Origin of the sequence: Lentzea sp. JNUCC 0626, from assembly GCF_043632865.1 — a bacterium.
Classification (GTDB): domain Bacteria; phylum Actinomycetota; class Actinomycetes; order Mycobacteriales; family Pseudonocardiaceae; genus Lentzea.
The window spans coordinates 424,982-437,900 of record NZ_CP171635.1; the positions used below are offsets into that span (position 1 = coordinate 424,982).

The 12,919-nt window shown below is 69.3% G+C and carries 15 protein-coding genes; 6 read left to right on the forward strand and 9 right to left on the reverse strand.

Going from position 1 to position 12,919, the window contains the following annotated elements:
- Positions 1-2: 2 nt before the first annotated feature.
- The 3 genes from JNUCC0626_RS02035 to JNUCC0626_RS02045 form a co-directional block, all read right to left on the reverse strand.
- Entirely contained in the window at positions 3-812 is an 810-nt protein-coding gene (locus tag JNUCC0626_RS02035; RefSeq protein ID WP_394617902.1) for a sensor histidine kinase, read from the reverse strand.
- Entirely contained in the window at positions 812-1,483 is a 672-nt protein-coding gene (locus JNUCC0626_RS02040) for a response regulator transcription factor (RefSeq protein WP_394617903.1), read from the reverse strand. The genes JNUCC0626_RS02035 and JNUCC0626_RS02040 overlap by 1 nt, the downstream gene beginning before the upstream one ends.
- Before the next feature lie 82 nt (positions 1,484-1,565).
- Positions 1,566-2,741: a beta-1,3-glucanase family protein gene (locus tag JNUCC0626_RS02045; protein ID WP_394617904.1), complete on the reverse strand. Its 1,176-nt coding sequence runs from the start codon at positions 2,739-2,741 to the stop codon at positions 1,566-1,568.
- Between the two features lie 83 nt (positions 2,742-2,824).
- On the opposite strand from JNUCC0626_RS02045, the gene JNUCC0626_RS02050 reads away from it, so the two are divergent.
- Positions 2,825-3,793: an alcohol dehydrogenase catalytic domain-containing protein gene (locus JNUCC0626_RS02050; RefSeq protein WP_394617905.1), complete on the forward strand. Its 969-nt coding sequence runs from the start codon at positions 2,825-2,827 to the stop codon at positions 3,791-3,793.
- Here JNUCC0626_RS02050 and JNUCC0626_RS02055 read toward each other — a convergent pair.
- Complete coding sequence (locus JNUCC0626_RS02055; RefSeq protein WP_394617906.1) at positions 3,711-4,826, reverse strand: YbfB/YjiJ family MFS transporter; 1,116 nt, start codon at positions 4,824-4,826, stop codon at positions 3,711-3,713. The two genes, JNUCC0626_RS02050 and JNUCC0626_RS02055, sit on opposite strands and share 83 nt — an antisense overlap.
- Before the next feature lie 64 nt (positions 4,827-4,890).
- On the reverse strand, positions 4,891-5,178 hold the full coding sequence (locus tag JNUCC0626_RS02060; RefSeq protein ID WP_394617907.1) for a muconolactone Delta-isomerase family protein: 288 nt from the start codon (positions 5,176-5,178) through the stop codon (positions 4,891-4,893).
- An 85-nt stretch (positions 5,179-5,263) separates the two neighbouring features.
- On the opposite strand from JNUCC0626_RS02060, the gene JNUCC0626_RS02065 reads away from it, so the two are divergent.
- The 3 genes from JNUCC0626_RS02065 (at position 5,264) to JNUCC0626_RS02075 (ending at position 7,312) form a co-directional block, all read left to right on the forward strand.
- Complete coding sequence (locus JNUCC0626_RS02065) at positions 5,264-6,181, forward strand: LysR family transcriptional regulator (RefSeq protein WP_394617908.1); 918 nt, start codon at positions 5,264-5,266, stop codon at positions 6,179-6,181.
- Positions 6,182-6,284: 103 nt separating this feature from the next.
- On the forward strand, positions 6,285-6,977 hold the full coding sequence (locus tag JNUCC0626_RS02070) for an SDR family NAD(P)-dependent oxidoreductase (protein ID WP_394617909.1): 693 nt from the start codon (positions 6,285-6,287) through the stop codon (positions 6,975-6,977).
- Positions 6,977-7,312: a hypothetical protein gene (locus tag JNUCC0626_RS02075; RefSeq protein ID WP_394617910.1), complete on the forward strand. Its 336-nt coding sequence runs from the start codon at positions 6,977-6,979 to the stop codon at positions 7,310-7,312. Before JNUCC0626_RS02070 ends, JNUCC0626_RS02075 begins: the two co-directional genes overlap by 1 nt.
- Here JNUCC0626_RS02075 and JNUCC0626_RS02080 read toward each other — a convergent pair.
- From JNUCC0626_RS02080 to JNUCC0626_RS02095, 4 genes are read right to left on the reverse strand one after another with little or no spacing between them, the layout of a single operon-like run.
- A complete protein-coding gene (locus JNUCC0626_RS02080; RefSeq protein ID WP_394617911.1) occupies positions 7,309-9,642 on the reverse strand; it encodes a glycoside hydrolase family 65 protein in 2,334 nt (777 codons plus the stop codon). The genes JNUCC0626_RS02075 and JNUCC0626_RS02080 overlap by 4 nt on opposite strands.
- Positions 9,639-10,316, reverse strand: a complete 678-nt coding sequence (locus JNUCC0626_RS02085) for an HAD family hydrolase (RefSeq protein ID WP_394617912.1) — start codon at positions 10,314-10,316, stop codon at positions 9,639-9,641. The genes JNUCC0626_RS02080 and JNUCC0626_RS02085 overlap by 4 nt, the downstream gene beginning before the upstream one ends.
- A 7-nt stretch (positions 10,317-10,323) precedes the next feature.
- Positions 10,324-10,536: a hypothetical protein gene (locus JNUCC0626_RS02090; protein ID WP_394617913.1), complete on the reverse strand. Its 213-nt coding sequence runs from the start codon at positions 10,534-10,536 to the stop codon at positions 10,324-10,326.
- 24 nt (positions 10,537-10,560) lie between these two features.
- Complete coding sequence (locus JNUCC0626_RS02095; RefSeq protein WP_394617914.1) at positions 10,561-11,262, reverse strand: VIT1/CCC1 transporter family protein; 702 nt, start codon at positions 11,260-11,262, stop codon at positions 10,561-10,563.
- Between the two features lie 176 nt (positions 11,263-11,438).
- On the opposite strand from JNUCC0626_RS02095, the gene JNUCC0626_RS02100 reads away from it, so the two are divergent.
- Both JNUCC0626_RS02100 and JNUCC0626_RS02105 read left to right on the forward strand, forming a co-directional pair.
- The gene (locus JNUCC0626_RS02100) at positions 11,439-12,083 is read left to right on the forward strand and encodes a hypothetical protein (RefSeq protein WP_394617915.1); all 645 of its coding nucleotides are present in this window, start codon (positions 11,439-11,441) and stop codon (positions 12,081-12,083) included.
- A gap of 496 nt (positions 12,084-12,579) precedes the next feature.
- Complete coding sequence (locus tag JNUCC0626_RS02105) at positions 12,580-12,882, forward strand: iron-sulfur cluster biosynthesis protein (RefSeq protein ID WP_394617916.1); 303 nt, start codon at positions 12,580-12,582, stop codon at positions 12,880-12,882.
- Positions 12,883-12,919: the final 37 nt, after the last annotated feature.

Below are 12,919 nucleotides of genomic sequence, written 5' to 3' on the forward strand. Positions count from 1 at the left end.
CGTCACGCCCGCCCGGCGCCGCGAGACGCCCGGCCGTCAGAACTCCGTAAGACCATCTCCACGACGAACCGCGCTCCCCGTGGCGCGCGGTCCTCCACCCACACCCGGCCGCCCAGCCGGTGCACGTGGTCGCGGACCAGCGCGAGCCCCAGCCCGCTGCCGGTGTCACCGCCCCGGCTGCCCGCCATGACGCCGCGCGCGAACCGTTCGAAGATCTCCTCCCGCAACCGCGCGGGCACCCCGGGCCCGGCGTCCTCGACCTCCAGCCGCACCGACGTGCCCGCCACCCGCACCGTCACCAGGACCGCGCCGCCTGCGTGCCGTTCGGCGTTGTCGAGGAGGTTCGTCAGCACGCGATCGAGGCGCCGCCGATCGCCGAGCACGACGGCAGGCGCCAGCTCCATCGGCACGGGTGCGGCGCGTGTCGCGATCACGTTGCGCACCAACGCGTCCAGCGCGATGTCCTCCGGCGGCGGGTCGTCGGTCTGGTCGGCGCGCGAGATCTCCAGCAGGTCCACCACCATCCGGGCGAACCTGTCGACCTCCGAGGTCAGCAGCTCCAGCGCCGTGCCCGCCGTGCCGGGCAGGTGTTCCTTCCGCCGCCGCAACACCGCGCCCGCGTTGACCATCGTCGTCAGCGGCGAGCGCAGCTCGTGCGAGACGTCGGAGGCGAACCTGGCCTCCCGCAACGCCCTCTGCTCCAACTCCCGCGCCATCGAGTCGAACCTGGCCCTCAGCGCCCGCCTGGCCGCCCACGAGCCCAGGGCGGCGCCGAGCAGTGCCGAGCCGATCGCGACGGCGACCTCCGGCATCACGAGCGGATCCGGTACCCGGTGCCGCGCACGGTGAGCAGCAGGTCGGGATCGTCGGGGTTGGCCTCGATCTTGCGGCGCAGCCGTCTTATGTGCACGTCCAGCAAACGGGTGTCGCCGAAGTAGTCGTATCCCCACACCTTTTGCAGCAACTGCTCTCTCGTGACGATGCGGCCGCCCGCACCAGCGAGTTCCAGCAACAGCCGGAATTCCGTCCTGGTGAGATGAACGCGTTCACCCGCACGGTGCACAAGTCCTTCCTGCGGACGGATTTCCAGGTCCCCGATCCGCACGGCCTCGCGGCCCGGCCCGCGTCGTCGCAGCAACGCGCGGATGCGTGCGGCGAGAACGCTCGCCATCAACGGTTTCGTGACGTAGTCGTCCGCTCCCGCCTCCAGCCCGGCGATCACGTCACGGGCGTCCGTGCGCGCCGTGACCACGATGATGGGCAGGTCACCGCGTGCCCGCAGGGTTCTGACCACCTCCAGACCGTCCACGCCGGGCAGGGTGAGGTCGACCAGCACCACGTCGAACGACTCCGTCCCCAAACGGTGCAACGCGACTTCGCCCGAACCCGCCTCGCCCACCGAGAAACCCTCGTCGGACAAGGCGAGGCTCAACGCCTGCCGGATTCGCTCGTCGTCTTCGACCAGCAAGACCCCTACGCACACAACGACTCCACTGTGTGAGAGCCGCGGCGACGGCGCCTCACACAGTGGAGTGAAAGTCGATCAAAATCAAGATTGCTTCGGTCTAGAATCCGGTCAGCGTGATCTTTGCCGAACGCGGGTTCGGTTCGTGGACAAGTGACTCGAAGCCGCCGACGTCGTCGAAGGCGAACCCGTAAGCCCGTCCGTCGACCATGTTGGCGTGCACGATCTTCGAGAAGTGGTTGGTCGTCGCACGGGTGTAGAACTGGCTCGCGTTGTACGTCGGCGCCGTGTGGATGAAGCCGAGCGTCGAACGGTTGAGCGCCGCGCACAGCGACCGCGAGATCGCGCCGAGCTCGTTGTTCGGCGCCGCGAGCCGTCCGTCGCAGTTGAGCACGTCCCGGGTGGACGGCTGCTGGAACTCCGCGACCTGCTGGCCCGCCGTGTTCGTGAACCGCATGACGCCACCGCTGACGCGCCCGGTGAACTTGCGGTTCGGCTCCGCCTGGAACGGCACCACGGTCAGCGGCGTGTTCTGGTAGGTCGACCAGACGCTGTTGACGTAGGACTGGAAGTACGTGCTGGAGAAGACACCGCCGTCGAGGCCCTTGCTCGGGTTCAGCACCCGCAGCCGCGTGCCGTCGGAGCGGCTGTACGCGAGCCGCGCCCAGTCACCACCGAGTTGCTGGTGCGCGTCGAAAATCCGGTTCCGCCCGTTCGCGACGAGCTGGCCGGTCTTCTTGGTGACGTTGCCCTGCGAGGTGGCCTCGACCGCGTGCGGCACCGCGAACATGTCCACCTGGGAGCTGTTGAGCCACAGACCGCCGCCGTCGTAGCTGAACTCGCTCCAGTCGAACAGGATGTCGCGGTTGGGGTCGCCGCCCGCCCACGGAGCGGGCTGCACCAGCCCGTTCGGCACGAGGCTGAACTTCAGCTTGTCCCGGAAGGCCATGTAGATGCGGCCGCCCGCGAAGTTGATCGGGATGTTGACCGTCTTGCTGGCGCCGTTGCCCGGCCCGGGGATCGAGAAGTCCGGCGCGGGCACCGGCGGAATCGCCCCGCCGGTCCACGGCGTGAACTGGCCGTTGCCGTTCAGGTAGCCGAGCCGGCCGTTCATGATGCCGGTGATGTAGAGGTGGACGGCGTCACCGCGCCCGGAGTTGTTCGTGACGGTGAGAGGGAGCTGGCTCGGCGGCGCTGACTGGGCGGGTATCGACGTTGCTGTCATCGTTGTCAGCCCTAGTAGGGCCGATGTCGCGAGCAGCAGGAGCTTGCGCATCGACTTATCTCCTCACTGAGACAGGGTCGTGAGAGCGCTCTCATAGTCAGCGTGCGGGTGTTGATGTGTCAAGAATGGTCTTCATGCGCGCACTGACGGTGGATCTTGCCCGGGCCGGGTCGTTGTCTCTGGAGGAAGTGCCTGATCCGGTGCCTCTGCCGGGCGAGCTGCTGGTGGCCGGGGTCGCCGTGGGCATCTGCGGCACCGACCGCGAGATCGTGCGCGGCGAGTTCGGCGTGGGCCGCCGCCTGGTGATCGGCCACGAGTCACTCGGACGGGTGGTGAGCGGGCCGGGGTTCGAGCCCGGCACCCTGGTGGCCGGCGTGGTGCGCAGACCCGACCCCGTGCCGTGCGAGGCGTGCGCGCGCGGTGAGTTCGACATGTGCCGGAACGGTCTCTACACCGAGCGCGGGATCACCGGGCTGGACGGCTACGCCTCCGAGCTGTGGACGGTGCCTGCCGAGTACGCCGTGGCGGTGAGTTCGTTCTCCGGGGTGTTGGTGGAGCCCGCTTCGGTGGTGGTCAAGGCTTGGGAACGGCTGGATCGGCTGGGCTTCGCCTTCGATTCGGTGCTGGTGACCGGGGCTGGGCCGATCGGGTTGCTGGCGGCGTTGATCGGGGTGCAGCGGGGGTTGGACGTGCACGTGTTCGATCTTGCTGAGGATGGGCCCAAGCCTGCTCTGGTGTCGTCTTTGGGGGCCACCTATCACCGGACCTTGCCTGATTGTCCCGTGGTGATCGAGGCGACCGGGGCGCCGTCGGTGGTCGCTTCCGTTTTGGGGCGGGAACTGGTGTGCCTGACCGGGGTGCCTTCTCCTGAGGTGGTGCCGGTCGACGTCGGGCAGATCAACCGGGATCTGGTGCTGCGCAACGGGATCGTGTTCGGGACGGTCAACTCGAACCCGCGCCACTACCGGGAGGCGTCCGCGATGCTGGACCGGGCGGATCCTGCGTGGCTGACTTCGTTGATCACTCGGCGGGTGCCTTTGGAGCGTTTTGGTGAGGCCTTTGAGACGCGGCCCGGTGACGTGAAGGTGGTGCTAGAGCTGTGATGGCGGCTGTTGCGACTATGGCTGCGGCCAGGAGAAGTGCCTGGTCGTAGCCGGATTTGAGGAGCGGGGTGGCCAGGAGGGGGCCGATGATCTGGCCTGCCGAGTAGTCGGCGGTGAGGATGGCGGGGGCGTTCGGGATGCCCAGTGCGGTGCCTTGGTTGAGGGCGGTGGCGGCTATGCCGATGAAGGTGCCGCCGAAGAGGAGCGTGGCGATCAGGGCCGAGCCGTTGATCAGGGCGGGGAGGGCTATGCCTGCGGCTTGGACGGCCAGGGCCGCGGGGAGGGTGTAGCGGCCTGGCTTGATGATCGTGGGGGAGAGGGCGGCGGCGAGGCCGACGACGATCCAGGCGCTGCTGCCGAGTGGGCCGCTGATGGCCGCGACCAGGAAGGTGGCGGCGATGATGTAGCCGACGCCTTCGAGGGTGTAGGCGGCGAACAGGAAGCCGAACGCCCGGCGCGTAGCTTGCCTCTGGATCGATCCCGGCTCACCGGCCCCCAAGGGGCTTCGAGGCCCCACTCCTATCGTCGCAGGCAGGTCTGACAGTTTCGGGGCGTCCGGCCGCAGCCCCCACGCCACGACCCCCAGCGCGGCCGCCACTCCTGCCGCCACCCACCAGGTCGCCTGCCACTGCCCGAACCCCAGCACCACCAGCCCGGACAGCGCGATCCCCGCGCCCACGCCCGCCATGCCCCACCCCGGCCGCGCGTTCACCGCCGCCACGAACACCACCGCGCTCGCCACCCCGGCGACCAACCTCAACGCGAACCACGCCGCCATCGAGTGCGTGAGCGGCATTCCGGCGAGCGTGGCCACGAGCAGCACGAGGGCCACAGGGTTCGCCACCCGCGACGGCGCGCGCACGACCGTGGCGATGGCACCGACGAAGTAGCCCAGGTAGTTGGCGGTGGCGAGGGATGCGGCGGCGGCGGTGGAGAGGCCCGCTTGGGCGGTCATGAGCGGGAGGATCGGGGTGTAGACGAAGCGGCCGATGCCCATGCCCGCCGCCAGTGCCGCGGCAGCGCGGACGCTCATCGGAGCGGCATGCTCGGGTGCGGGGCCGCGACGCTCACCTGGTCTGGGTGCGGTGCCACGGCGCTCACCGGCCCGGGTCGTTCGGGTGCGGGTCCAGCGCGGTGACGGCGATCGCGGTCATGTACGGGCGGAACGGGAGCGAGCCCAGCACGGTCGTGCGCAGGTCGTCCTCGTCGGTCGCCTGCCAAATGCCGACGCTGCGCTTCTCGCCGGCCGGGCGCCACAGGCGGACGAGGGCGCCGGAGGCCGCGAGTTCGGCGGCGCGGGCGGCTTCCGCTGCGCGCAGGGTGTCCACTTCGGACTCGGTGAGATCGGGGAACGCGGTGGTGATCTCGACCAGGAACTCTGTCATGAGCCCATCGTGCGTCCGGAGCCACGTCGCGGGCCACGACCGGCTTGCTCCTGCGTGGGAGGCTGAGGCTCCTAGGATGCGGAGCGTGGAACTGCGTCAGCTCAGATACTTCCTCGCGGTCGCCGACGAGCTGCACTTCGGGCGGGCGGCGGCGCGGTTGTTGATCGCGGGGCCGTCGTTGTCGCAGCAGATCAAGGCGCTCGAACGGGACCTCGGCGTGCCTCTCTTCGCGCGCGACCGCAGGACGGTGGCGTTGACGGCGGCCGGGGCCGCGCTCGTGCCGGAGGTGCGGGCACTTCTCGAACGGGCCGACGAGCTGCAACGGCACGCTCGGCAGTTGTCCGGGTCGCGGCCCGTGCGGATCGGGTACGTCAACTGGTTGCCGCCGGACCTGACTGCGCGCACGGCCGGGGTTGCACAGCTGTACGTCGACGCGTGGGTGGTGCCGTCGCATCAGCAGGCGGCGCGGGTGGCGGACGGGAGTCTGGACCTCGCGGTGTGCTGGATTCGGAAGGCCGACGCGGAGCAGCTCGGGCTCAAGGCGCAGCTGCTCGGGGCCGATCGGCTGTACGCGGTGGCGGTCGGGTCGGACGCCAGTCCGGTGAAGGCGAAGGACATCGCGGTGCTGGTGGACGACGACGTCACGTCGTGGCAGTCGTGGAACGACTACGCCGAGGAGTTCGCGCGCGACACCGGGTGCAAGGTGCGGCGCATCCACAACGGGGCGATCACCGGGCCCGCGTTCTTCGACCACGTGCGGGTGTGCACGACGCCGGTGTTGAACTCGCCGAAGGGGCAGACCACGCCGTTGCCGCCGGACCTGGTGGCACGGCCGGTGGTCGAGCCCGAGGTGTTGTGGACTTGGTCGTTGGTGCGGCGGGCGGACGAGGAGCGCGCGGACGTCGTCGCGGCCGCCGAGGCGATCGTGCGGGACGTCGGCGACCTCGGGGTGGAACGCGCGTGGTTGCCCTCGGACGACCCCTATCGAGGTCTGCGAGGCTGAGCCTCTCACGCAGGAGGAAACGGGTCGCAATTCCGCGAAATGAACGCGGAGTGCGGCTCGTTGTGGCTGTTCAGAAAGCCCACTCCTCGGAAAGCAGGAAGAAATGAGCAAGGTCGCGATCGTCACGGGTGCGTCGCAGGGAATTGGTGCGGCACTCGTTCCGGCTTATCGCAAGCTCGGTTATTCGGTGGTCGCGGTGTCGCGGTCCGTCGAATCGACCGACCCCGAGGTTCTCGCCATTCGTGCCGACCTCTCGCAGACGGGTGAGGGCGCACGGGTCGTCGAGGAGACCCTGAAGAAGTTCGGCCGGGTCGACACGCTCGTGAACAACGCCGGCATCTTCGTCGCCAAGCCGTTCACCGAGTACACCGACGACGACTACGCTGCCGTCACCGGCGCCAACCTGACCGGGTTCTTCGACATCACCCGCGCCGCCGTCGCCGCCATGACCGGGCCCGGTCACGTCGTCAGCGTGTCCACGACGCTGGTCGAGCACGCGCTGTCCGCCGTGCCGTCCGCGCTCGCGTCGCTGACCAAGGGTGGTCTGAACGCCGTCACGAGGTCGCTCGCCGTCGAGTACGCGGCCCGCGACATCCGCTTCAACGCCGTCGCGCTCGGCATCATCAAGACGCCGATGCACGCTCCCGAGACCCACGAGGCGCTCGCCGGGCTGCACCCCGTCGGCCGCATCGGCGAGGTCTCCGACGTCGTCGACGCCATCACGTTCCTCGAGCAGGCGGGCTTCGTCACCGGCGAGATCCTGCACGTCGACGGCGGCCAGAGCGCGGGCCACTGATGAACATCACCGAGGTCATGGACCGCTGGAAGAACGGAATCGCCGCGCACGCCCCCGAGGCCGTGGCCGCGACCTTCGCCGAAGACGCCATTTTCCAAGGGCTCAAGCCTTATGGAGTCGGCCGCGAAGCAGTGGCGAAGTACTATGATTCCCAGCCCGTCGGAATGACGGTTGACTACCAGATCCTGGAAACGAGAGAAATAGCCGAAGACGTGCTCCTCGGCTATTTCAAGGCCGATTTCTCGTTCGTCGACCGGCCCACCCCCACCCTCTACCTGAGCGTGCTGGTGAAGGGAGACCTGATCGCGCACTACCAGGTCTCCCAACTCGGCTAACGCCTGCGCGGCTCCCGCCCGAACGGCCCCGGAGGTCGTTCGAGGTCGGGGGCCTTCGGGATCGGCACGGTCACCGGTGCGTCCGCGGTGATCGTGATCGCCTCGCCGTGGTGCCTCGTGGACAGCTCCGTGCCGTCCACGATCCGGTAGGTGGCCTCGCCCGCGGACACGTCGACGGCGATCCTGGTGCCCTGCCACGACATCCGGAACGAGAAGCGGGTCAGCGCGTCCGGCAGCCGCGGCGCGAACGTCAGTTCGCCGCCGTGGTCGCGCATCCCGCCGAACCCCGCCACCAATGCCGTCCACGCGCCCGCCAGCGACGCCATGTGCAGGCCGTTGGTGACGTTGTCGTGCAGGTCGTGGAGGTCGGTGAACGCGGCCTCGACCAGGTAGTCGTACGCCAGCCCGAGGTGCCCGACCTCGGCCGCCAGCACCGCCTGCGTGCCCGCGGACAACGACGAGTCACGCACCGTGCGTGCCTCGTAGTAGGCGAAGTTGCGTGCCTTCTCGTCGTCGGAGAACACATCGCCACGGACGTGCATCGCCAGCACGAGGTCTGCCTGCTTCACGACCTGTTTGCGGTACAGGTCGAAGTACGGGAAGTGCAGCAGCAGTGGGTACTTCTCCTCCGGTGTGTTCTCGAAGTCCCACTCGGCGTGCTTGGTGAAGTTGTCCGCCTGCGGGTGCACCTGCACCATCTCGTCGTACGGCACAGACATCGCGTCCGCGGCTCTGCGCCACGTCGCGATCTCCTCTTCCGTTGCGTCGCAAGGGTTTCGTTCGGCCGCGTCGGCGGCGGCCCACAGGTTCTGCTGCGCGATGAGGTTGGTGTAGACGTTGTTGTCGACGATCGCGGAGTACTCGTCGGGGCCCGTCACGCCGTCGATGCGGAAACCGTCGTGCGGGTCGTGGTGCCCCAACGACGCCCACAACCGTGCGGTGCTCACGAGGATTTCGGTCGCTTCGTCGCGGTCGAAGTCCTCGTCATTAGTGGCGTTCAGGTACTGCTGCGTGGCGTAGGCGACGTCACCTGAGACGTGGAACGCCGCGGTGCCCGCCGGCCAGTACGCGCTGCACTCGGCGCCGTTGATCGAACGCCACGGGAACGCCGCGCCCTTGAGTCCCAGCACCTCCGCGCGTTCCCGTGCCTTGTCCAAAGTGGAGTGACGCCAGCGCAGCGCGTCGCGGGCGGCGTCCGGCACGGTGTAGGTGAGCACCGGCAGGACGAACATCTCGGTGTCCCAGAACGCGTGTCCGTCGTAACCGGGGCCGGTGAGACCCTTGCCGGGGATGGCCCGGGACTCGCCGCGCGCACCCGCCTGCAGGATGTGGAACAACGCGAACCGGATCGCCTGCTGGAGTTCGTCGTCGCCCTCGATCTCGATGTCGGCGACCTCCCAGAAGTCGTCCAGGAACGCCTTCTGCTCGGCCAGCAGGCCGTCCCAGCCCGTCTGGCACGCCCCGGCGAGCGCCGCCTCGACCTGGGCCCGCAGCGCCGGCGTCGACCGTTGCCCCGACCAGCCGTAGGCGATGTACTTGGTGAGCTTCAGGCACCCGCCCGCGGGCACGTCGACAGCCGCGGTGAACCGGGCCAGGTCGTCCTCGGCGCGGATCTCCGTGCGCGGCTCGTCGTGCAGCTCGTTCTCCGAGCGGGTGACCGCGACCTCGTGGTCCATCGCGGCGGCCATCCGCAGCCCGGACACCTTGGTGTGGTGGCACAGCACGGCGCGCGTCTTCTCGGCCATCCTGAAGTCGCTGACCAGCGGCGAGTCCAGCGCGGCGGCGACGCGCGGGTCGTTGCTGCGGCTCTTGGTCGGCTCGTTGGCCAGCAGGTCGGACTGGACGACGAGCTGCAGGTCGTCCTCCGGCTCCACCTCGTACCGGATCGCCGCGACCGCGCGCTGTGAGAACGACACGAGCCGTTCGCTGCGCACGGTCACACGCCGTCCCGTCGGAGACTCCCAGACCGTGCGGCGGCGGAGCGTGCCCGTGCGGAAGTCGAGCGTGCGTTCGTGCTCGATGGCGTTGCCGTAGCGCATGTCCAGCGGCTCGTCCTCGACCAGCAACCGGATGATCTTGCCGTCGGTGACGTTGACGACGGTCTGCCCCGCCTCGGGGTAGCCGTAGCCTCCCTCGCCGTACGGCAGTTGGTGCTCCTCGTAGAAGCCGTTGAGGTACGTGCCGGGCAACCCGCGCGGCTCGCCCTCGTCGAGCGTGCCCCGGAAGCCGATGTGGCCGTTGGCCAGCGCGAACGTCGACTCGGTCTGGTGCAGGTGGTCCACGGACAGGCCCTGCCAGCGCAGCTGCCACGGTTCGACGGCGTAGCTCATGACAGCAGCTCGTCGAGCTCGTCCACGACGACCGTCGCGCCGTGGGCTTGGAGAGCGTCCCGCTGGTGGCCGCGGTCGACGCCGACGACGAACCCGAAGCCGCCATCACGTCCGGCCTGCACGCCCGCCAGCGCGTCCTCGTAGACGGCGGCGTTCTCCGGAGCGGTCCTGAGTCTTCTCGCGCCCTCGATGAACGAGTCGGGGGCCGGTTTGCCCTTGAGGTTCGACGCGGTGATGACGTTGCCGTCCACCAGCGCGTCGACGTAGTCGAGCAGGTTGCCGGCGCGCAGCACGCGCATCGCGTTGGCCGAGGACGTGACCACGCCGATGGGGATGCCTGCTTCGCGCGCTGCCTTGAGGTAGGTGACGGACGCGGGGTACGGCGTGATGCCCTGCTCGTCGATGATGGCGTTGACCAGGTCGTTCTTCTGGTCGCCGATGCGGCGGACCTCGTCCTCGGACGGCGTGAGGCCGCGCGAGGTGAGGAAGCTGCGGACACCGTCGTAGCGCGGTTTGCCGTCCACGTAGGCGAGGTAGTCCTGCTCGCTGAACGGCTGGCCCATGGCCTCGAACGTCTGCCGCCACGCCTGGCGGTGCAGCACGGCGGTGCTGGTGAGCACGCCGTCGAGGTCGAAGAGCAACGCCGTGATCTTCTCCGGGATGCCGAGGCTCATAGGTCGATCATGCACCCGTCTCGCCGACATCGCTCCGCTCTTCTTTGAGGCGTTCATCCAGCGGCCGGGGGTGCGCCTGTTCGTATTCGGTCATCCCGTACTTGGTGGACTCCGCCCAGCCTTCTTCCGGTTCGGTCTCCAGCGGGTCGCGGCCGAGGTTGTCCTCGTCGAGACTCTCGAAGCTGTCTTCCTGGGCGTAGGCACCGCGTTCTTCACTCATGCCCTCGCTGTACCCCGTTCGGCGCTATCCGATGCTTTGCCCGACCAGCGAACCGATCGCGTAGGTGACGCCCATCGCGATCAGGCCGCCCGCGATGTTGCGCACGACCGCGCGTCGCTTGTCCGCGCCGCTGAGCCGGGCGCTGACGAACCCGGTCAGGGCGAGCGTGAGGATCGCGGCGGCGACCGTGACCGGCACGCGCAGGCTGGTCGGGGTGAGCATGACGGCGGCCAGGGGGAGGAGGGCGCCGATCGTGAACGAGACGAAGCTCGCGATCGCCGCGCCCCAGGGGTTCGTCAGCTCGTCGGGGTCGATGTGCAGTTCGGCCTCGGCGTGCGCGGCCAGTGCGTCGTGCTTCGTGAGCTGCTTGGCGACCTCTTCGGCCGTCTGCTCGTCCAGGCCCTTGCCCTCGTAGATCTCCTTGAGCTCTTCGAGTTCCTCGTCCGGCGTGTCCTTCAGTTCCTGGCGTTCCTGGGCGAGCAGGGCGCGTTCGGCGTCGCGCTGGCTGCTGACGGACACGTACTCGCCGCTGGCCATCGACATCGCGCCCGCGAAGAGGCCCGCGAGCCCCGCGACCAGGATTTGCGTGCGATCCGTCGTCGCCCCCGCCACACCCACCACGAGGCTGGCGGTCGACACGATGCCGTCGTTGGCCCCCAGCACGCCCGCGCGGAGCCAGTTCATCCGATCGCCGGTGACCTCGTCGTGAGGCTCGTGGTGGCTCATTTCCGCAGGTTAGCGAGGTGTGGGGCGTTTGGCGCGCGACGTCCGGGTGACCTGGCGCGTTGTGCTGAACGGGTGAGTTTTGCCTGGTCAGCGCCTGGAGGTTCATTTTTTGTCAGACCCCCGTGGCAGCATGTCGAACAGGTGTTCGTGTGCGAGCTAGAGGAGGTCAGTACCCGATGCAGATCGAACCCAGCCGCTGGCCAGGCCGCGTGGTGCCGTCCACCAACGCAGACGTGGACGTGGCAGTCGAGTCCCTGTGCGACCGAGCAGCGTGGCCGGACGCGGACCGCCGCTGGATCCGCCGCGTGCTGGAACCGTGGTTCCTGGCGCGCTGGAACGTGGACTCCCTGCTGGCGGCCATCGACACCAAGCCGGACGGCACCCGCCAGGGCCGCCCCCGCTCCCGCGACCAGGTGGCGCACGAGTTCCTGCGCGCCCGCCTGCGCGCCTGGACCGCGGACGGCTCCGGCCTCGCCGACCCGCCGCTGCAGGGCATCACCCTGGGCCAGTGGTACCGGGTGAACCGCCGCAACGCCGCCCTGAACGCACCGCGCCGCGGCGCCGGGCTGACCGCTGCCGGGCGGGAGGCGCGCGCGGAGACCCGTGCGCTCGCGCACCGGCGGGATCCGGTGGAGCGCAGCCGGGAGAAGGGGCGCCGGCGGCAGGAGGTGCTCGACAGCCTGCTGGTGCCGGGGCAGGAGGTGCCGTCGTTCGCCGATTCGTGGCGGCTGGTGGCGGAGCTGATTCCGGTGCAGCGGGTTTGTTCGGCTTGTGGGCACGTGCGGAACGAGGCGTCGCGGCAGGCGCATCGGGTGGCGTGAGGGGGCCGGCTGGGGAGCCGGGTGAGAGGGAGCCGGGGCGCTGGGACGTGCCGGATGGGGTGGCGTGCGAAGCAGTCGACGGCCCGCGTCTTGTCGCTCGCGCCGTGTCGGATGGGGTGGAGTGCGAGGCAGCCGACGGCCCGCGCCGTGCTGTTCGCGCCGTGCCGGACGGGACGGCAAGCGAGGCGGCGGAACGGGCGGGCGAGTCGTGTGGGGCGGGCCCGCGCCGCATCAGTTCACGTCGTGCCGCCTGCCGCGTCCACTCGTGCCACCTGCCACGTTCGCGCGTGCCGTGCCCGCCGTCACTTTCGTCGCGATCTCGCGCGATCCGCCGCCGATCCTTCGGACGCCAATCCACCACCTGTGACCAGTGCGAACACCCCAGAGCCCTCCGCTGACCCCCAGCCACGCGCCGCGTGAATCAGGTGAGCGGTGGTTGAAACCTGCTGAGGCGGGCACCCCTGACGAGTTTCTGTTTCCTGATGAAGGGGCCGACATGCTCGAAGTGACGCCGATGGCTGCCGAGGTCATCAACGAGCTCACGTCACAGTCAGCCGCCGCCAACGACGGTGTCGGCCTGCGTTTCGCACTCGCCGCCGAGCAGAACAGCCAGGCCGCCCTGGAGTTGTCGCTCAGCGAGGCCACCGACGGTGATCAGGTGGTGACGGCCGACGCCGGGGCCAAGGTCATCATGGAGCCCGGGGCGGCGCAGTACCTGGACGACAAGGTCCTCGACGTGCGCCAGGACGAAGAGGGCAACCCGGCCTTCGCGATCGCGCGCCAGGACCTGCCCACCTGAGGCAACGCGACAAACGGGCCGGGTCTCCCGCAGGAGG

Excerpts from the sequence above, each read along its gene's own strand:
- JNUCC0626_RS02060 (WP_394617907.1), bottom strand. The coding sequence starts at position 5,178 with ATGACAGAGTTCCTGGTCGAGATCACCACCGCGTTCCCCGATCTCACC.
- JNUCC0626_RS02045 (WP_394617904.1), bottom strand. The coding sequence starts at position 2,741 with ATGCGCAAGCTCCTGCTGCTCGCGACATCGGCCCTACTAGGGCTGACA.
- JNUCC0626_RS02080 (WP_394617911.1), bottom strand. The coding sequence starts at position 9,642 with ATGAGCTACGCCGTCGAACCGTGGCAGCTGCGCTGGCAGGGCCTGTCC.
- JNUCC0626_RS02100 (WP_394617915.1), top strand. The coding sequence starts at position 11,439 with ATGCAGATCGAACCCAGCCGCTGGCCAGGCCGCGTGGTGCCGTCCACC.
- JNUCC0626_RS02095 (WP_394617914.1), bottom strand. The coding sequence starts at position 11,262 with ATGAGCCACCACGAGCCTCACGACGAGGTCACCGGCGATCGGATGAAC.
- JNUCC0626_RS02050 (WP_394617905.1), top strand. The coding sequence starts at position 2,825 with ATGCGCGCACTGACGGTGGATCTTGCCCGGGCCGGGTCGTTGTCTCTG.
- JNUCC0626_RS02055 (WP_394617906.1), bottom strand. The coding sequence starts at position 4,826 with ATGAGCGTCCGCGCTGCCGCGGCACTGGCGGCGGGCATGGGCATCGGC.
- JNUCC0626_RS02105 (WP_394617916.1), top strand. The coding sequence starts at position 12,580 with ATGCTCGAAGTGACGCCGATGGCTGCCGAGGTCATCAACGAGCTCACG.
- JNUCC0626_RS02070 (WP_394617909.1), top strand. The coding sequence starts at position 6,285 with ATGAGCAAGGTCGCGATCGTCACGGGTGCGTCGCAGGGAATTGGTGCG.
- JNUCC0626_RS02090 (WP_394617913.1), bottom strand. The coding sequence starts at position 10,536 with ATGAGTGAAGAACGCGGTGCCTACGCCCAGGAAGACAGCTTCGAGAGT.
- JNUCC0626_RS02085 (WP_394617912.1), bottom strand. The coding sequence starts at position 10,316 with ATGAGCCTCGGCATCCCGGAGAAGATCACGGCGTTGCTCTTCGACCTC.
- JNUCC0626_RS02075 (WP_394617910.1), top strand. The coding sequence starts at position 6,977 with ATGAACATCACCGAGGTCATGGACCGCTGGAAGAACGGAATCGCCGCG.
- JNUCC0626_RS02035 (WP_394617902.1), bottom strand. The coding sequence starts at position 812 with ATGCCGGAGGTCGCCGTCGCGATCGGCTCGGCACTGCTCGGCGCCGCC.